Below are 16,552 nucleotides of genomic sequence, written 5' to 3' on the forward strand. Positions count from 1 at the left end.
TCGAGTCGTCTGCGCGTCGCGACGGCTCGAGTCGCCGTAAGAAGCGTGAAACTCCGCGCCCTCGAAGTGCTTCTTCAAGCGCATGTTCAACACACCGGCCACTGCCTCGGATCCGTAGATCGCCGAGGCACCGCCGGTGAGGATGTCCAGACCTTCGATGGCGACCGAAGGTAAAGCGCCAACGTCGGCGGTCATCGATTCACCAGCGAAGCGGCGGCCGTCTATCAGCGCCAGGCTGTATTGCGAGCCGATGCCACGCAGATTGATGCTGCTGTTACCGCCGCCGTACTCGTCGTTCATCGGGTTGTCGGAGTAACCGGTGTTGATCGGCAGCTTGCGCAGGAAGTCGCCGACATGATCGCCGGAGGATTGATTCAACTCCTTGGCGGTCACCACTTGCACCGGCCGCACGCCCGCTTCCGGATCTTCGTTGGTGCGAATCCAGCTGCCCACCACAGTCACCGTCTCGCCGAGATAACCTGCGTCGGTCGCCGGCGGCACGACACCTTTGCTGGCGGTCTCTGCAACGTCGCTGCCGGCTTCAGCACCGTTGGCCTGAGCAAGCCGCAGCCGGACCAAATTGCGCATGGTGTCGGAACTGCGCTCCGACGCTTCGATCAGAATCGAGTCGCGCGCCGTCTGCACAGCATTGAGCTGGGTGCCCTTCAACAACGTTTGGATGGCTTCAGTCGTAGTGGCCGTGGCACGCAGCGCCGGCGCATTCAAGCCTTTCACCAACCGCGGCTCGAACATCACATTCACACCGGTCTGGTTGCCGATGGAACGCAACGCCTCAGCAAGCGACTGCGGCGGCAGATCGAACGTGTGTGTATTGGCGACTTGCGCCGACACCGGCGCGATCGAGCCCAGCGACAGATAAAGCGCCACTAGCCGGGCCAGCCGCGGATTGCGTCTCGTCATATTCAACCCCATGTTTGGTCGTTGTACTTGTCATGAGGTAGACGAGACAGCGAAACGATCCCCCAGTGCCAGTTGCGGTTCAGCGATGCAAATGAATTCGGCCGTCACGTTCGGAACACTCGATGCCATACATCCTCGCCGCCATGCGCGCGAAGCCCAAGCTGTCGCCGGTGCGATAAACGCCGCTCACCGGCAACGAGGCAATGCCAGCGTCGTCGATGACGATCTGTTTCTTGTCGTAGCGATTCATCTCGGCAACGGCATCGCTCAGCAGCGTTTCATCGAGCATCACTTGGCCGCGACGCCACGACGCAACCGTGTCGACGGCCGGCCGGTCGATGTCCGGGCTGGCATGCTCGCTATCGAAACGAATGCGCTCACCGGCTGCGAGCATCACTGGCGCTTGCGTTTTCTGGTCACGCTCGGCCACTGCAACCTTGCCTTCCACCAGCACCACGGAGGTGGCGCCGGCCTCGTGTCGTACCACGAAGGAGGTTCCGATTGCGGTCACCTCACGGCCGCCGGCCACTACGACGAACGGACGCGAGGCATCGTGCGCTACCTCGAAGAACACTTCTCCTTGATCGAGGAACACACGACGCTCAGCATCGCTATAGGCCAGCGACAACTGGGTGCGAGAGTTGATTGAAACCCGCGAGCCATCATCGAGATTGACGATGCGCTGTTCGCCAATCGCGGTTGCATAGGCAGGCGCCCGTAACCAGTGATAGCTCGCCCAGGACAACCCAGCGAGCACGATCAGCATAGCTGCCATGCCGAATCGCTGCAGCGAGTGCCGAGGTGGCTGCCAACGCTGCACTCTCGGCACCGGCGGCGCCGACACACTGGGCACGATGTCCCAGATCTCCGTCATGCCTTCGAATGTCCGAGCATGCTGCTCGTCGGCTGCCAGCCAGTCGCGAAATCCCGCTTCGACCTCGGGCGTGCGGCGTGAGCCGTGCAGACGTGTGATCCACGCTGCCGCCTCTGCGACCACCTCACGCGATGGCTCTTGTTCCGGCACGCGCTCGTCGCTCATCGCTCCTCCTGTCGATGCATCCATTCCCACATGAACTGGGAGGCCTTGGCGATGTGCTTTTCCACCGCGCTTTCCGTGATGCCCAGGCGTTGCGCGATTTGGGGATAGCTGAACCCGTCGAGTCGGTTCATCAGGAACACCTCGCGCACTCGAGGTGTCAGCATCTGCAAGCCACGCTTCATCCGTTGCACTCGCTGCTCGGCGGCAAGCACTTTTTCGGGCAACGGATTCGGATCGACTAGCGGCAGCGTTTCGATGCGCGCCGTCCCGGCATGCCGAGCATGAGCGCTACGACGCTCATCTACCGACAGATTGATCACGGCACGGACCAGGAAAGCTTCGGGCTCGCGCACCTCGTGCTCCCGGCAATAGCGCTCCATTCTTAGGAACGCTTCCTGGATCAGGTCATCGGCATCGTCGCGCGTTCGCCCGCGACTGCGCAGTAGCTTGCGAAGCTTGATGACCAGAAGGGGAAAATCGCGCATCGAGCGACGATGTCACATCGACTCGGCGCGGACAATGGAAACGCCGCGCCCCCAGGCTAAGCACATGTGGCACTGGGGGGATGACGGGGTTGTCTCGTCTACCTCTTTTGGCTCACCGCATCGGCTTCGCGAGTCAGCCCGGTGAATTGACCAATGAAGCTCTGTTAGAAGCAGCCCCCGTGGCCGCCTTTAGTTCAACTCTCCCACTCCGCACCGCCATCGACGGCGATCACCTGGCCGGTGACCTGAGCTGCGGCTGGCGAACATAGATAGAGCGCCATCGCCGCCACCGAATCCATGGAGACCATGGTTCGCATCGAGATGAACTGCAGCTCATTCTGTAGTACTTCCGCCACGGACTTGCCGGAATCATTGGCGACCCGCTGTAGCACTCGCTGCATGCGGGCGTTGTCCATCATGCCCGGGCGGAGCACATTGCATCTCACGCCGAACGGTCCGACTTCGCGGGCAACGCTGAGCGTCAGTGTCTCTATTGCGCCTTTGCTGGTGTTGTAGGGCGAGCGATTCACCGGCAGCGTATCCACCGACGACGTCGATACATTGACGATGGCGCCGCTGCGTCTTTGCTTCATGCCCGGCAGCACCCGCTTCATGCAGCGGATGGCGCCGAACAGGTTCACCTGGATGATCTCCAGCCAATCGTGTTCCGAAACATCTTCAAGGGTGGCTCGCGGGCCGGCAATGCCCACGTTGTTGATCAGCACGTCGACGTGCGGCATCCACGCGGCGACTTCGTCAAACAACTTCGACACAGCATTGGCATCGCCCATATTGCAGACGGTGCCACGCAGCCGGCCAGCGCCGACCGTTTGCTCGGACGTGACATCCAGCTCGATGTCACAGACGTGCACGTGATCGCCCTGAGCCAGAAACTGCTCCCGCATCACACGCCCGAGGCCGGCGCCACCGCCGGTGATGACAACATTACGAGCCATACGACAACACCTTCTTCATTCGAGCAAAGCCAGGTCAGTGACGAATCGGGAGTTGCGCGCGCCGCTCGTGTGTGGTCATGATTGGCGGTCTGCTCTGCTGCAGCAAATGCTTTTTTATGGGTGGGTTGATATGAAAATGGAATCGAGCGGTCCGGCCTCCCGCCACATCAGCGTCAAGCAACTGCGCTATTTCGTCAGCGTGGTCGAGCACCGCAGCTTCCGGCGGGCGGCGGACAAACTGTGCATTTCCCAGCCGCCGATCACCAAGCAGATCCAAGGCCTGGAACGCATGCTCGGCGTCCAGCTGCTACAGCGAGAAGGCCATAAGTTCTCCCTCACCGAAGCCGGCGACGCCTTTTATCTGGAAGCGCGGATGTTGCTGGCCGGATTGGATCGGGTTTGCAGCACCATCCAGGCGTTTCATGGCACACAGACGCGCACCTTCGTCATCGGCATGGCGGATGACTTCGTCTACGGACCGCACTTGAACAGCCTGCTACAACAAGCGCAAAAGATGGGCGTGCAACTGGAGACCACGGTCACTTTGTCGCCGTCGCTGGAGTTGCAAGTGGCACACGGCATCATCGATGCGGCGCTGGTGAATCTGCCGCTGAACACGGACAGCACCGAGATGGTCGTGCAACCCATCAAGTCCTCGCGCCTCGGGCTGCTGGTCCCCAAACAACATCCGCTAGCGCGCGCCAAACACGCTCATCCATCGATGTTGGAAGGTCTGCCGTTAGTGCTGCCGCCTGAGGCGCCGAAGAACGCGTTTACTCGTCAGTGCGAGCAGCTGTTGATGCGTGCTGGTGTTCAGCCACAAGTAGCGGCCCGCACTACCAGCACCGCGCTGGCCGAGGTGTTAGTGGAGCGCGGTGTCGGTGTCGGCGTTGCGAGCGAACATTCGGTCCGCCCTAACAATCCCCGACTGCGGCTGCTTCCGTTCAACGCCGAGGGCTCCATCTACCGGCACGCCGCAATTCATCGTGCCGATCGTGCCAGTGCGGACCTGGCCAAGCTGCTCAGTTGCCTGGAACCTGAGAAACCGCCGCGCGCGAATCGAACTTCATCGCGCCGCGCGCAGCGGTAATAGGTTTATTCGACGTCGTCGTAGAGGAAAGGATCGGTCACTGCCGGTTGCGTGGGCAACGGCATACGAGGCAGTGGCTCGTCACGGTTCGCCGCTTGCAACAGGAACGATGCCAGGATCACCGCCGCCTGCTTCATATCTTCGATGCGCAGATGATCGTAGGTATCGATCTGCGTGTGATGCACCCGGCTTTCATAGTCCAGCGGATCCTGGATGAATTGAAAACCCGGCAACCCCACCGCTTGCATGAACGCATGATCCGTTCCGCCCGCTCGCGCCGGCACGACCGTATCCGCGCCCATGCTCGCAAACGGCGCCAGCCACTGCTTGAACACCGGCATGGCAGCGAGATTGCCTTCGGCATTGATGCCGCGAATCTTGCCGGAGCCGTTGTCGAGATTGAAATAGGCCGTCAACTGCGCGTGCCCTGGCTTCGGCGTGATGGGCCAACGCTGCAGCCAGCTGCGACTGAAGTAAGGATTCAGCTTGGCGGTGTCTTGATCGGTTACTGGCGGACGCGACACCAGGTGCTGATCGAGATACGCAATCGAACCCAGCAAACCGGGCTCCTCGGCATTCCACAGCGCAAAGTGGATGGCTCGTTTCGGTTTGAAATTCAGTTTGTTGAGGATGCGCGCCGCTTCCATCACGACCGCAGAGCCCGCCGCGTTGTCGGCGGCACCATCGGCAGCCACCCAGCTATCGAGGTGAGCACCTGCTAGCACGTAGCCTGCTTTGGCATCTCGGCCAGGCAGCTCCGCGATGATGTTGTACGCACGATGATCGTCGTCGTGGAATTTCACATCGCTGATCACTTCGATGGCCGGCGCCGTGCCCGCCTTCGCCAACCGAGCTAGCAGACGATAGTCTTCGGCAGCCAGCTCGACCGCCGGCAGCTTCGGAGTACGACCGACGAGGTATCCATACACCGTGCTGGAGTCGGCACCGTAGCTGGAGCCTTCCACCAATCCACCCTCGCGATTGGAGCGACGCACCCATAACAACGCCCCTTCGGCCGCGAGGAACTCATCCCGCTGTTCATCGAAGGATGCTCGCTTACGCCGCGCCTGGAATTGCGCCTCCGAGTGCGTCGGCTGCGGATACGGCGTCATCGCGTCGAGCTCTTCCCTGGTGAAGCGTTTGAAGTCTGCTTCGGTCGGTTCGGCCGACGTGCCCGGCTGGCTGACCAGCACGATCTTGCCTCGTAGCTGCCCTCGCCACTTCTCGAAGTCTTTGGCGGTACGCAGAGGCGCCACGATGATGGGCGCGCTCACTGCACCTGGCGTCGCTGGCGTCCACGCGATCGGAATCGACTGCATGGTTCGCACTCGCGGCGCCACCATTCGTACGCTCGCCCGTTCGATGGACCAACCCCGGCCAAAATCGAAGCCTTCGGCGCGAACGTTCTTCAGTCCCCACTGACGAAACTGCTCCTGCGTCCAGCGCTCCGCCTCGCGCATCTGCGGCGAATTCGTGAGTCGCGCACCTATGCGATCGCTCAGGTACGCAGCGGTCTGCGGAATCTCGCTTCGATTGAAAGCTTCATCGGTAATGCGATTGATCGCCTGCAGATCGACGGTCTCGCTCGCAAATACGAACGGAGCAGACAGCGCCAACAGCGCGGCCAGAGCCGCGCTACGAGGATGCAGTGACGGCATCACTCCCCCGTCGCCCGACGCAACGGCTTACCGGGAAACTTGCCAGTGGCTTTGCCCGAGTTCCACACCTGCTCGCCATTGACCCAAACCGCGCTGATGCCGGTGGCCAGACGCGCCGGCGTTTCGACCGTCGCATGGTCCTGCACCTTGGCCGGATCGAACACCACCAGATCCGCGACCAAGCCGGGACGCAGGTAGCCGCGGTCCTTGAAGCCCATGTGGTCGGCAGCCAGGCCGCTCATCTTCTGAACCGCAGATTGCAGTGAGAGCACGCCGTCTTCACGCACGTACTTGCGCAGGATGCGAGCATACGAACCGGCGCCGCGCGGATGGGAACCGGCTGTCTCGCCGTCCGAGCAAATGTTTGCATGTGACCAGCGCATCATGGTGGCGATGTCTTCGCTGCTCATGCTGGTGCCGATGATGGTTTCGTCGGCGTCCTTGGCAATCGAGTCACGAATCAGCTTCAGATACAGCTCGGCCGGATCGGCTTTGCGTTCGGCAGCAACTTGCGCGAGCGTCTTGCCGACGATGGAAGGATCGGCGTCGTACGTGGTGAAGCGAATGCCTTCGGGTTTGATCGTGTTCGCGAGCACGAAGCGAGCTGCGGCCACGTCGTTGAAGTCACGCTCGGGCAGCGCCACAGTCATCGTCGACTGCCAATACTCATATGGATAGATGTCGAGCGTGGCATCGATGCCTTGCGCCCTGGCGGCATCGAGCTTTTTGAGCAGCTTGGGCGCCTGGCCCCACAGCGACACCATCGATAATTTCGCATGCGACAGCTGCACTGGGATGCGAGCCTCGCGGCCGACCTGCAACAGCTCGTCGATGGACTCCCACAGCTTCACGTTCTCGCTGCGAATGTGGCTGATATAACGGCCGCCGTAAGGCGCGGTTGCCTTACCGAGTTCGACCACTTCGCTGATGTCCGCGTAGATGCCCGGATCGTAGCCCAACCCGCTCGACAGACCGATGGAGCCGTCACGCATGTCGGCATCGACCAGCTTGACCATGGCCGCCACTTCTTGCGGTGTGGACACTCGCTTATAGTTCTTGCCGAGCACCTGCGAACGAATGGTGTTGTGGCCCGAGTAAGACGCCACGTTCACCGCCACAGGGCGCGAACCAATCGTTTTCCACAGCTTGCCGATGGGATACATCGAGCCGCCGTCCTGACCGATGACGATGGTGGTGACACCTTGGCTCAGCAATTCATCGCCGGTGGGCTTCTTGAACAAGCCACGCTCGTGATGGCTATGCGTATCGATGAAGCCCGGTGCGAGCACCTGACCATTGCCGTCGTGGGTCTTCTCGCCCGGCTTGGCCTTCAAATCCTTCCCGAGCTCGACGATGCGGCCGCCCGCGATTCGCAGTGCGCCTGAATAAGGCGCCGCGCCGCTGCCGTCGACGATGAGCACATTTTGGATCAGCAACGACTCCGGCGCCGCAGCCGCTACCGCCGTGCTTGCACCCGCCAGCAAGCCGACAACCATCGCTGCCGCACGGGCCGCGAATCCCAGACGTACCAATCGCTTTAGTTTTTTCATCCACCGATGATAGTTGCGGGCTACGACGGCGACATAGCATCTGGGCCGAAGAATGTTGCTTGGAGGCCGGCCACGCATGAACCAGCCCGCCCGCCGAGCCTCACATTTCCATCAACTCGCCTTGGCCACTGGCCGATCCGGACGATACAGCCACCACTGCGACTCGCTGCTTCGCCATCGAATCCAGCAAGGCGCTTTGGACCAGAGCCACGTCGACCAGCCACTCGCGGGCCGTCTGGCCAAAGACGTCCGACAGGTTCACTACCTCGTCGTCATCATCGAACTGGTTGAGTAGCGCGCGACGTAGCGCCTGCTGCAGCGGGCTGGCGGACGCGTCGACGAGCTTGAGCGCCGTTCTTAACTCATCGAGAGCGATGTTTGAAACACCGGCCTCCCGCAGCTGGTCGCGATCCATCGTGCGCTTGTCAGGCACGCGGGTCTGGGTCCAGATCGAGCCCGGCGTGCGCCACATTGCGATTTGAGTTTGAACAGCGGGCTGGAGTGTCAATGGTTCCCGCAACCCACGCGCTAACGACCAGCCGGCAGCAAGCAGCGGCACGTCGTCGAATGCAAAGTCGACAGCGCCGGCCTTCTCGCCCTCCGCGAAGGCGCGAAGAATCTTGATGTCGGCGAGCTCGCGTCCCCAATGCTTTTCGATGCCATCGCACAACCGGAGGATTTGGTCTGGCGAATCCTTGCCAGGCCGACCAGCGATTGCATAGGCCGTGTAAAGCGAAAGCATCGGCGCATCGATGCTGCCATTCAGTAGCTGTGCCAGCACCTCGGGCCCGACACCCAACTTACCTTCCAGCAATGCCAACCTGGCCACTTCCGTCAGCCGCACTTCGGGCGAATCGAGTGCGTTCGGCGCCTTCGCCGGTACCACCAGAACGCTGGCGCGCTCCAGATCGAAGCGCCGACCCGAAATCGGATCGTCCACCGCGTCGACGTAAACATCGATCCGCCATTCCAAGCCGTTCGGCACACAGATCGCGATCTCGTGCCAATACAAACCGTCCGCGTATGCCCGGGGCATGCCCAGCAGATACGTACCAGAAGGCATATTCGATGCGATGAACGAGGTATACCCCGCATCTTGATCGACGCGAGATCGAGCGATCAACTCGGCAGCACGGCCGGTGGCCGGGTCCAGGTAACGCAACTTCAACCTGTCGCGCAGCTGCTCATCCATGAGCCAGGGGGTCGGCCGCTCATGCGCCGAATCGCGCGCGAATATATTAATGCTGGTACCAACACGACGCTCTCTCGACGCCTGCACCCGCTCGACATCCAGCGCTGGGTAATAGTGATACTCGTGATGATTGGAGATATTCGACATCGGCACCGGCGAGTCGAAGTACAGTCGCGGCTGATGCAATGACTTGACTGCCGAGACTTTGGGCAGCGATGCGTCCGCGCCCGCCACCTTGCCGAGATAAAACGCTTGCTGACTCGCAGCGCTGCCCAACCGAAAGCGTGCTTCGTAACGGCCAGCGGGCAACTGCAACCGGATCGTCCCTACGCCTCGCGCGACGACGCGACGATCAGCATCGACCACGGAGATCTCGGTGCCCGAGTCCTCGCACACGATCTGCCCGGTCGCCACCGATAAAGGAACAATGGTACTCGGCGGCCGCCCTGCTCCAGCACGTCCTGGCACAATTTGATGAGTCGGTAGCGCGGGCTTGGTTTGCGGTCGTCGATACAGTCGTAAATCGCGAGGCGCCACGATGGGCGGCACGTAATCGGTTTTCTTGAAATAACGATCGTTCCAAATCTCCACCAACCGATCTTCGACAGCGCGGGCCAGAACGTAACCTTCGTCATCGGCTTTGGCCGTGCGCAGTGCTTCCATGAACACGCTCGAGAAGAATCCTCGGATCGGCGGCGGATCCGTGGCCAGACTCTCGAACGCCTTCTGTGCCCGAGGCGCACTGAAGGCCTGCATGAACTTGACCGACTTGGTTTTTTGCAAATCCGGCGGCGACCAGGTCGGCTCGGTCACCGAGCTGGCTTTGAGCACGTCCTGACAACAGTCCATGATCAGCACGATCTCGTCGAAGAAGCCGGCGTTCTGAATCTTGGAGGCATATCTCAGCGCCGCGATGTGCGCGGTATCGCCAGGCTGCGCTTGCGCCGTGTACAGCGCGGGATCAGTCAACGAACCGGACGTGAAACCATGGCCAGCCATGAATAGATAAAGCCGTTCGCCGACTCTTTCGCGCCACTCGCTGGGGCTGACTTTGAGCCAGCCGTTCAACACCTTCTTGAAGTGCGCTTCGGTCGGATTGGCGTCGTCCGGATTCGCGGTCACGCCATACTGCGACGAATAGATACGAACGATGTTGGTCGGCTCCACATCGCCGCCGTCCGGCGCTTCCAACCAGGCACGCAGGTCCTCGGCATCGTGCTCCGGACCGTGCAGCGGCGTGATGCCCGGGTACTGGTTGATCGCAATCAGAACGGCGTAGTGATCCTTTTTCGCCATGACAGGTCACCCCAGAATGTGACGCAAACTCTGTAAGGTCTCGGCATCGTTGTCGAAAGCGCCGTGATCGTTACTGCTGCTGCCGAGGCCGGCCCCGGCGTTATCGGTCTTGGACCACACCAAACTATCGGCCACCGTAGCCAGCCAGACGCGCACCTGTTCGATCTCGGGAAAGTTCGCCGCCGAATAAGTATCCCGATCTTCGAAGTAACGTTGCATTCCGACTAGCGGTGCATCGAACTCATCGATGAGCTTACCGTCTTCGAGACGCGATTCCAGAATACCGCTGACCAGATACAACAGCGACGAGGGATAGATGAAACGCCGCCAATCGCGCTGTTCGGCCAGCTCATCGTCGCTGCCCCAAACCTGATCTTCACGTTCGAGCGCATCTTGCATGGCGAACATACGGAACTTGCCGACGTTGGCCTGACACTTCGTCAGCATCGTAGCGAATCTTTGATACGTGATGGCAGGCGCCAGAAACACTACGTCATGCTTGAGTGTCGCGGGCAAGAAGCGCGCGGCATTTTCCAACCAGTTGGCGATATAAATTGCGCCGGTGCTATGGCCCACCAGCGTAATACGTTGCAAGTCCCAACCACTGTCGATGGCCGTCTTCAAACGGCTCAACAACGCCGTGCCGGCATGCAGGTTCGGATCGGGATCGAACGCATCGATGGTGTCCTGCTTCATTCGATTCCATTGCAGCGCCTTGCCCCATTCGTTGACGCTGGAGCCAGCAATCTTGAACGCCCGAACCAATTCTTCGACGCTCGTTGCATAAATCCCGTGATCTCGGCCGCTGCGATAACGCTTGATGACGGCGCGCAGCACTTTGGCGAGATACTTGGCCACCGTATAGAGTTCGACCAGGCCTCGGGTGCCGGACTGCTTGGAGAATTCGTGGGCGGCGACTTCGGAGAATGCCGAGCGACGCTCGGTCGCCTGACCGCCGCCAAAGGTGCTGCGCGTGCCGGGCGGCAGATCGGGCAACGTGGCGAGTGCTTTCTTGACCTCGGTGTCTTGCTCCAGGTCCGCGAGAATTTCGCTGTCGTCGACGATGTCCGACACCGAGCGAGCCTGACCGGGCGATGACGGCGTCGTACCGTGATAGGGAATGGTCTGCGGCGACGGTGCGTTCCAGAACTGCTTGAACGCTTTCTTTACTTCGGTTTCGCGCGAGCCGGTGGATCCCGGCGTTGCCGAGCGGCCGAGTCCAAACGGATCGCTAGCGCCCACACGCTCCAGCGCGTACTGCACGATCTTCCGCAACAGCTCCTTGAACACCGGCTCGTCCGCCAGCTCGGTGAAGTTGTTGCGTATGGTCTCCCACGCACCGGACTCCCAAACGAAGAACAGCGGGTAGCCGCCCTGCTTGCCGCCAGCTTGATATACCGGCAGCAGTCGCTCCGCCAATTCCAACCCGGACTCCTTGGAGACCAAACCGCCGTGGAAATGAATGACCAGATGCTTACGCGCGTCGCTGCGTAACTTGGCGACGATGGCATCGACATCGGCGGCGGAGGTATCCGCTCTGGCACCGATGCGGCCCGCTCGGCTATGGATATAGTGCAACTTGTCCACGCAGTTCTCCCCACTGATCAATTTGCGAACAATAATCTCACTCAGGCGGGCGGCCAGGGGACTTTTCTTCCGTACTTGCGCTCGCTCTCGAGCAATGACTCGACCGACTCCCCCTGGTCGAGCCGACAGCCATGACGGTAGTTGCTGAAGTCGAACAGCCACCAGGGCGCCGAACCCGTCGCCAGTCGCATCATGAAATCCACCTGGCTCGGAGCAAACACGCGCAAAGCCGCGGCGCGTGCCAGCAGCCCTTCCGAAACAGTGCCTACCTTGCACATATGGAGCAGCTCGGCGCCATTAAAGCTAAGCAGCCGTTCTTTAATGAGTGGCTGACTGACGAAGCCCAACCCTACCTCGTGTGCGCCATACTCTGGCATCGGTCGCACCGCGGATTCGAGCAGCGCCCGAACATGCCGATGATCGACGCCCAGATCCAACTCGATCCCTTCTGCGCGGCACGCTTTCACCAGCTCAGTCAGCGCTGTCAGGTCCGGTCCGTATAGCGGCTGCGCTTCAATCGGCACGCGCGGCCCCATGGCGTTGAAGAACATCTCCTCGCCGAACAGATCGATCATGCCGATGCCGATCAGGCGAACGCCTTCGACCTCACGCCCGCTCACCACTTGCAACGCCGTTCGAAGCTGCAGCAGTGCGCTGGCGCAAATGACTGCGAACTGGGTAACCCGAGGCGCCGCGAAACTGGTGCCGGCCGATTCGCCGTCGAGACGCGAGATCCCACAGGCCACCAGGTCCGGCCCGGAATCCGGATCGGACTCGATACCTCGCGACGAGTAGTCGGCCAGCCGCGCTCCGGATTCGTCCTCGGTGGCGCCCACTGATAAGACCCAAGGGCTTTTGGCCCACGCCGACATTGACGAGCGCCCTTCAACCGCGCCGCTGTTACCGGCGGCGACCACGACGAGTTGATTTTTCGCCGCACCGGCAATCGCGAAGTTCACCGGATCGCCCGCGTGCTCATAGTCGAGCGTGCGCGTGCCAAGACTCAGATTGATCACCGCCAGCGCCGCCGGCGGCACGGGCCAATCCAAATTGGGATCATGACGAATCGCAAGCTCGCCTTCGTGGTTCACCACCACCGGATAGCCGTGCTGATCGCCTTTGCGCCGTCCGCCCACCAGCGTCTGAGTGCCGCTTTGTCGCTGCACGTAGTCCAGCTGTGCGAGCAAATCGAGCCCGGCGACCAGGCCTTGCGTGTCATCGCTGCCCGGCGGTGCCTGAAAAACTCCCCGCACTCCGGGCCAGCCATGGATCTGACTCGCCGTTGCCAAGTCGCAGCGGATGTCGAGCATCGGAATGGTCAGATAGAAATCGGCATGCCGCGTGACCTCGCGCACTCTCGCTGCCACTTCTTTGGCGACCCGACCGTCCGGGATCACCAAGAATCGATCCGGCGGCAGCTCGGTCGGCGCGGTCGTGTCGCCACCCTGCTGGCTTTGCGCGAGCGTGCCAAACCAGCCGGCCGACGCCTGCACCGACGGTGTCGGCTCGAGAATCGAAGCGTCGGCAGAGTGGTCAACTTGGGTCACTGAGAACCTCGAGTGCGCGGCGAACCGGCGCAAATTTGCCCAAGTTTGCGGCAAGTTTCCAGGGTTGTAGCGCGCTTGCGCCACGACCCGCCCGCTCGCCACAGATCAGGATATGTACGCGCGCTGCTACTTATCGCTTTGCGGTAGCCTCGCCCCATGCTCCGCAAAGTTCATGTACGCGATGTCACTGTGGGAATGTTCGTGGCCGAGATCGAGGGCTCTTGGCTGGCGCACACGTTGTGGAAAAAACGTTTCGCGGTCGACAACGAAGACATCCTCAACAAGCTGCGCAACTCTGGTGCAGTCGAGTGCTGGATCGACACTCAGCAAGGTAAGGACCTGCCGACACCGTCGAGCAACGCCGCCCCCTCTGCGCGACCGGACACCAGCACGCCGTCAGCGACCAAGCCGAAACCGACGCCGCAGTCGTTGGGCGATGAACTGCAAACCGCCACCGGCATTTTGAAGTGCTCCAAAGAAGCGGTCACCGCCATGTTCGCGGAAGCGCGGATGGGTAACGCCGTGGACACAACGGAGTGTGCGCCGATGGTCGATGCCATCGTGCAGTCGGTGGACCGCAACGCGCATGCCCTCGTCACCCTGTGTCGCCTGAAGCATGCCGACGAGTACACCTACCTGCATTCCGTTTCGGTGTGCGCGCTGATGGTGTCCCTGGGCCGGCACCTGGGTCTCGACGACAAGACCTGTCGCGACGCCGGCATGGCCGGGCTGCTGCACGATCTGGGCAAGGCCGTCATCCCGTTGGAAATCATCAACAAGCCCGGCAAGTTGACCGACCAGGAGTTCGACATCATCAAGTCGCATCCGGCACAGGGTCATCGCATGCTGCTCGACAGCGGCGTCGACAACCCGCACGTGCTCGATGTGTGCCTTCACCATCACGAACGCGTCGATGGCAAGGGCTATCCGGAGGCATTGAGCGGCGAGCCGCTGTCTTTGTTCGCACGCATGGGCGCAGTGTGCGATGTCTATGACGCCATCACCTCCGACCGGCCGTACAAGAACGGCTGGGACCCGGCGGAGTCGTTGGCACGCATGGCGTCGTGGGAAGGCCACTTCGATGCCACCGTTTTTCAAACCTTCGTCAAAACCATCGGCATCTATCCGGTCGGCTCGCTGGTGCGCATGGCCTCCGGCAAACTCGGCGTGGTGGTCGAGCAGCATCCCGCCAAACTCACTCAGCCGAAAGTCAAGCTGTTCTTCTCGATTAGCGCTGGCTTGCCGTTCGCGCCGAAGTTGGTGGATCTATCGCAAGCCCATGTCAATGACAAAATCGTCGCGCGCGAGCCGCCGGAGAATTGGCCGTTCGATTATCTCGACGACTTGTGGTCGAGCCATTCCACCTAGCGCCCAGAAGTCAAGCGCCGTCGTGCCGTGAATTGATCCACAGAAGTTGTGGGCAACCCTGTGGATATCTCATTGCATAAGTTCTGAGCCCCACCAATACCGGGCGCAGTTCACAACTGCTCAACTTTTGATCAACTCGCCCTAGCCCCCAAGGGCATGGCTCTCCGTGTTGGCTCTGTGGACGGAAGTCGAGCGTGTCGCGACTCAGCAAACTCGCGGCCATCGATTACCCACACAGGAAGACGACGATGAAACGGTCCTTGGCCGCGCTACTGAGCGCGTTGCTGTTGTTGTCCGCTTGCGGCGGCGGTGGCAGCGACACCGATCCGCCCAATGTCAATCCCGATAGCGGCTCCGGCCACAGCCCCGATGACGACGACACTGACGATAGCCCGGATTCGAGCGACTACACGCCCGAGCCCACCGAGGTGGGCACACCTATCGGCAACACTGTGAGCGTCACCATCGGTGTCGCGGGCGGACAACTCACGAGCGACGATGGCGCAGTGACTGTCGATGTGCCAGCCGGTGCGTTCGATCAGGACCGCACGCTTGCGATTCAGCAGATCACCAACACTGCACACGGCGCGAAGGGCCGCGCTTACCGCATTTCGCCGGAAGGCTTGCACACCACGACGCCAATGACGATTCGCTGGCAGTACACGGACGACGACGTGCTCGGCACCGATGCCGCAGCGCTGACGATCGCTTATCAAGACTCGGCTCGTCTTTGGCACGTCTATAAGGAACCGACGCGCGACGTTGCGAATCGGACGCTCTCTGTGTCGACCACGCATTTCAGCGACTGGTCGTTAGTGGTGGGCGTGCAACTGACGCCGAAAGCGGTGACCCTCAATGTCGGCCAGAGCGCGCAGTTCCAAGTCATCCTCTGCGATGAGTTCGAAGACGATGAGCAGGACAACGGCGAGCTGCCGGTGCCCACCGTCGCCTATCGATGTCGAACCACCCCAGGCACGTCGTTCCTCGCGGGTGACTGGGCGGTCAACGGCGCCATCGGTGGCTCGGCACGTCACGGCACCATCGTCGCAGACACGGACGAGCTGGCGGGACGCGCAACCTACACGGCGCCGGCCACCAGACCGACGCCGAACGTCGTCGCCGTCTCGGCTCGTTACCGAGCGGAGGACTCGCAGCAACTGCTGGTCTCGAACGTGACCATCGTCGATGACGCAGCCACCTGCGATCGCTTGAGCACCGTGCAGGAGTTCCGGGCCGAAGTGTCCTTCGACCACTTCAACTTCACGTCCACCGCCGAAGACCGAGTTCATACCGGCGCACATCAAGGTCGATTGACCAGCACTCTGCGCAAGGTGGACACCGGAGCGACGTTCGGATTCTGGACCACGGGCGTCACGCCGTTGGAAAGCGGCTTCGTCAGCGTCAACGACAACTTCTCGTACACACCATCTAGCGGCGACGGCTACACCGGCAGCTTGACCGGCAGCGGCCCACCGACCACACCGGGCAGCATGATCGCCATGACCATCGACTACGCGACCTGCACGTTCGATCTGCACGCCTCGTATACCGTGGATGCAGTGTTGCTCAAGGCCGGCAACTCGATTCAGGCGCCACAGGGTGTGGGCATCCTGTACCTGCACGATCAGGCGATTCCGCTCGCGCAGCTCGGCGGCACCATCGATGGAGAACGCAACGTGGTGGCGGGGACCGATCCCGATGCGACCAACTACATCCCTGCGCACGACGTGCATGTGGAGTGGAGCGAGGCTGGCAGCACCACTGCCCGCTGGACGCTCACAACCGTGCAGTAATCAGAGCACTCGCCCCTGTGCATCGATGACCTTGACGGGACCGAGCTTCAGTGCGCGGATCGAGGGCTCG

The 16,552-nt window shown here is 61.4% G+C and carries 12 protein-coding genes; 3 read left to right on the top strand and 9 right to left on the bottom strand.

All coding sequences use genetic code 11. The annotated features are described in order from the left end of the window. The 4 genes from JNL55_RS00620 to JNL55_RS00635 form a co-directional block, all read right to left on the bottom strand. A partial coding sequence (locus JNL55_RS00620; RefSeq protein ID WP_293848224.1) for a TonB-dependent receptor occupies positions 1–921 on the bottom strand: 921 nt, incomplete at its 3' end. A gap of 79 nt (positions 922–1,000) precedes the next feature. Then, complete coding sequence (locus tag JNL55_RS00625) at positions 1,001–1,960, bottom strand: FecR family protein (protein WP_293848226.1); 960 nt, start codon at positions 1,958–1,960, stop codon at positions 1,001–1,003. Continuing rightward, entirely contained in the window at positions 1,957–2,445 is a 489-nt protein-coding gene (locus JNL55_RS00630; protein ID WP_293848227.1) for an RNA polymerase sigma factor, read from the bottom strand. The genes JNL55_RS00625 and JNL55_RS00630 overlap by 4 nt, the downstream gene beginning before the upstream one ends. A gap of 194 nt (positions 2,446–2,639) precedes the next feature. Next, positions 2,640–3,401: an SDR family oxidoreductase gene (locus JNL55_RS00635; RefSeq protein WP_293848228.1), complete on the bottom strand. Its 762-nt coding sequence runs from the start codon at positions 3,399–3,401 to the stop codon at positions 2,640–2,642. Between the two features lie 130 nt (positions 3,402–3,531). On the opposite strand from JNL55_RS00635, the gene JNL55_RS00640 reads away from it, so the two are divergent. Continuing rightward, on the top strand, positions 3,532–4,491 hold the full coding sequence (locus JNL55_RS00640) for a LysR family transcriptional regulator (protein WP_293848229.1): 960 nt from the start codon (positions 3,532–3,534) through the stop codon (positions 4,489–4,491). A gap of 5 nt (positions 4,492–4,496) precedes the next feature. Here JNL55_RS00640 and JNL55_RS00645 read toward each other — a convergent pair whose 3' ends face one another. The 5 genes from JNL55_RS00645 to JNL55_RS00665 all read right to left on the bottom strand — a co-directional run bounded on the left by JNL55_RS00645 (position 4,497) and on the right by JNL55_RS00665 (position 13,321). Then, on the bottom strand, positions 4,497–6,149 hold the full coding sequence (locus JNL55_RS00645; RefSeq protein ID WP_293848230.1) for a M20/M25/M40 family metallo-hydrolase: 1,653 nt from the start codon (positions 6,147–6,149) through the stop codon (positions 4,497–4,499). Further along, positions 6,149–7,699: an N-acyl-D-amino-acid deacylase family protein gene (locus JNL55_RS00650; RefSeq protein WP_293848232.1), complete on the bottom strand. Its 1,551-nt coding sequence runs from the start codon at positions 7,697–7,699 to the stop codon at positions 6,149–6,151. The genes JNL55_RS00645 and JNL55_RS00650 overlap by 1 nt, the downstream gene beginning before the upstream one ends. A 100-nt stretch (positions 7,700–7,799) precedes the next feature. Beyond that, positions 7,800–10,187, bottom strand: a complete 2,388-nt coding sequence (locus JNL55_RS00655) for a caspase family protein (RefSeq protein ID WP_293848233.1) — start codon at positions 10,185–10,187, stop codon at positions 7,800–7,802. Positions 10,188–10,193: 6 nt separating this feature from the next. Beyond that, positions 10,194–11,774 (bottom strand): hypothetical protein, encoded by a 1,581-nt coding sequence (locus JNL55_RS00660; RefSeq protein WP_293848234.1) that lies wholly within the window; start codon positions 11,772–11,774, stop codon positions 10,194–10,196. Positions 11,775–11,815: 41 nt separating this feature from the next. Next, positions 11,816–13,321 (bottom strand): S8 family serine peptidase, encoded by a 1,506-nt coding sequence (locus JNL55_RS00665; protein WP_293848235.1) that lies wholly within the window; start codon positions 13,319–13,321, stop codon positions 11,816–11,818. Between the two features lie 156 nt (positions 13,322–13,477). Between JNL55_RS00665 and JNL55_RS00670 the strand changes: the two genes are divergently transcribed. Beyond that, entirely contained in the window at positions 13,478–14,689 is a 1,212-nt protein-coding gene (locus JNL55_RS00670) for an HD-GYP domain-containing protein (RefSeq protein WP_293848237.1), read from the top strand. A gap of 248 nt (positions 14,690–14,937) precedes the next feature. After that, entirely contained in the window at positions 14,938–16,482 is a 1,545-nt protein-coding gene (locus JNL55_RS00675) for a hypothetical protein (protein ID WP_293848238.1), read from the top strand. Positions 16,483–16,552 lie beyond the last annotated feature (70 nt).

It is taken from the genome of Steroidobacter sp. (genome assembly GCF_016790065.1).
GTDB lineage: Bacteria > Pseudomonadota > Gammaproteobacteria > Steroidobacterales > Steroidobacteraceae > Steroidobacter.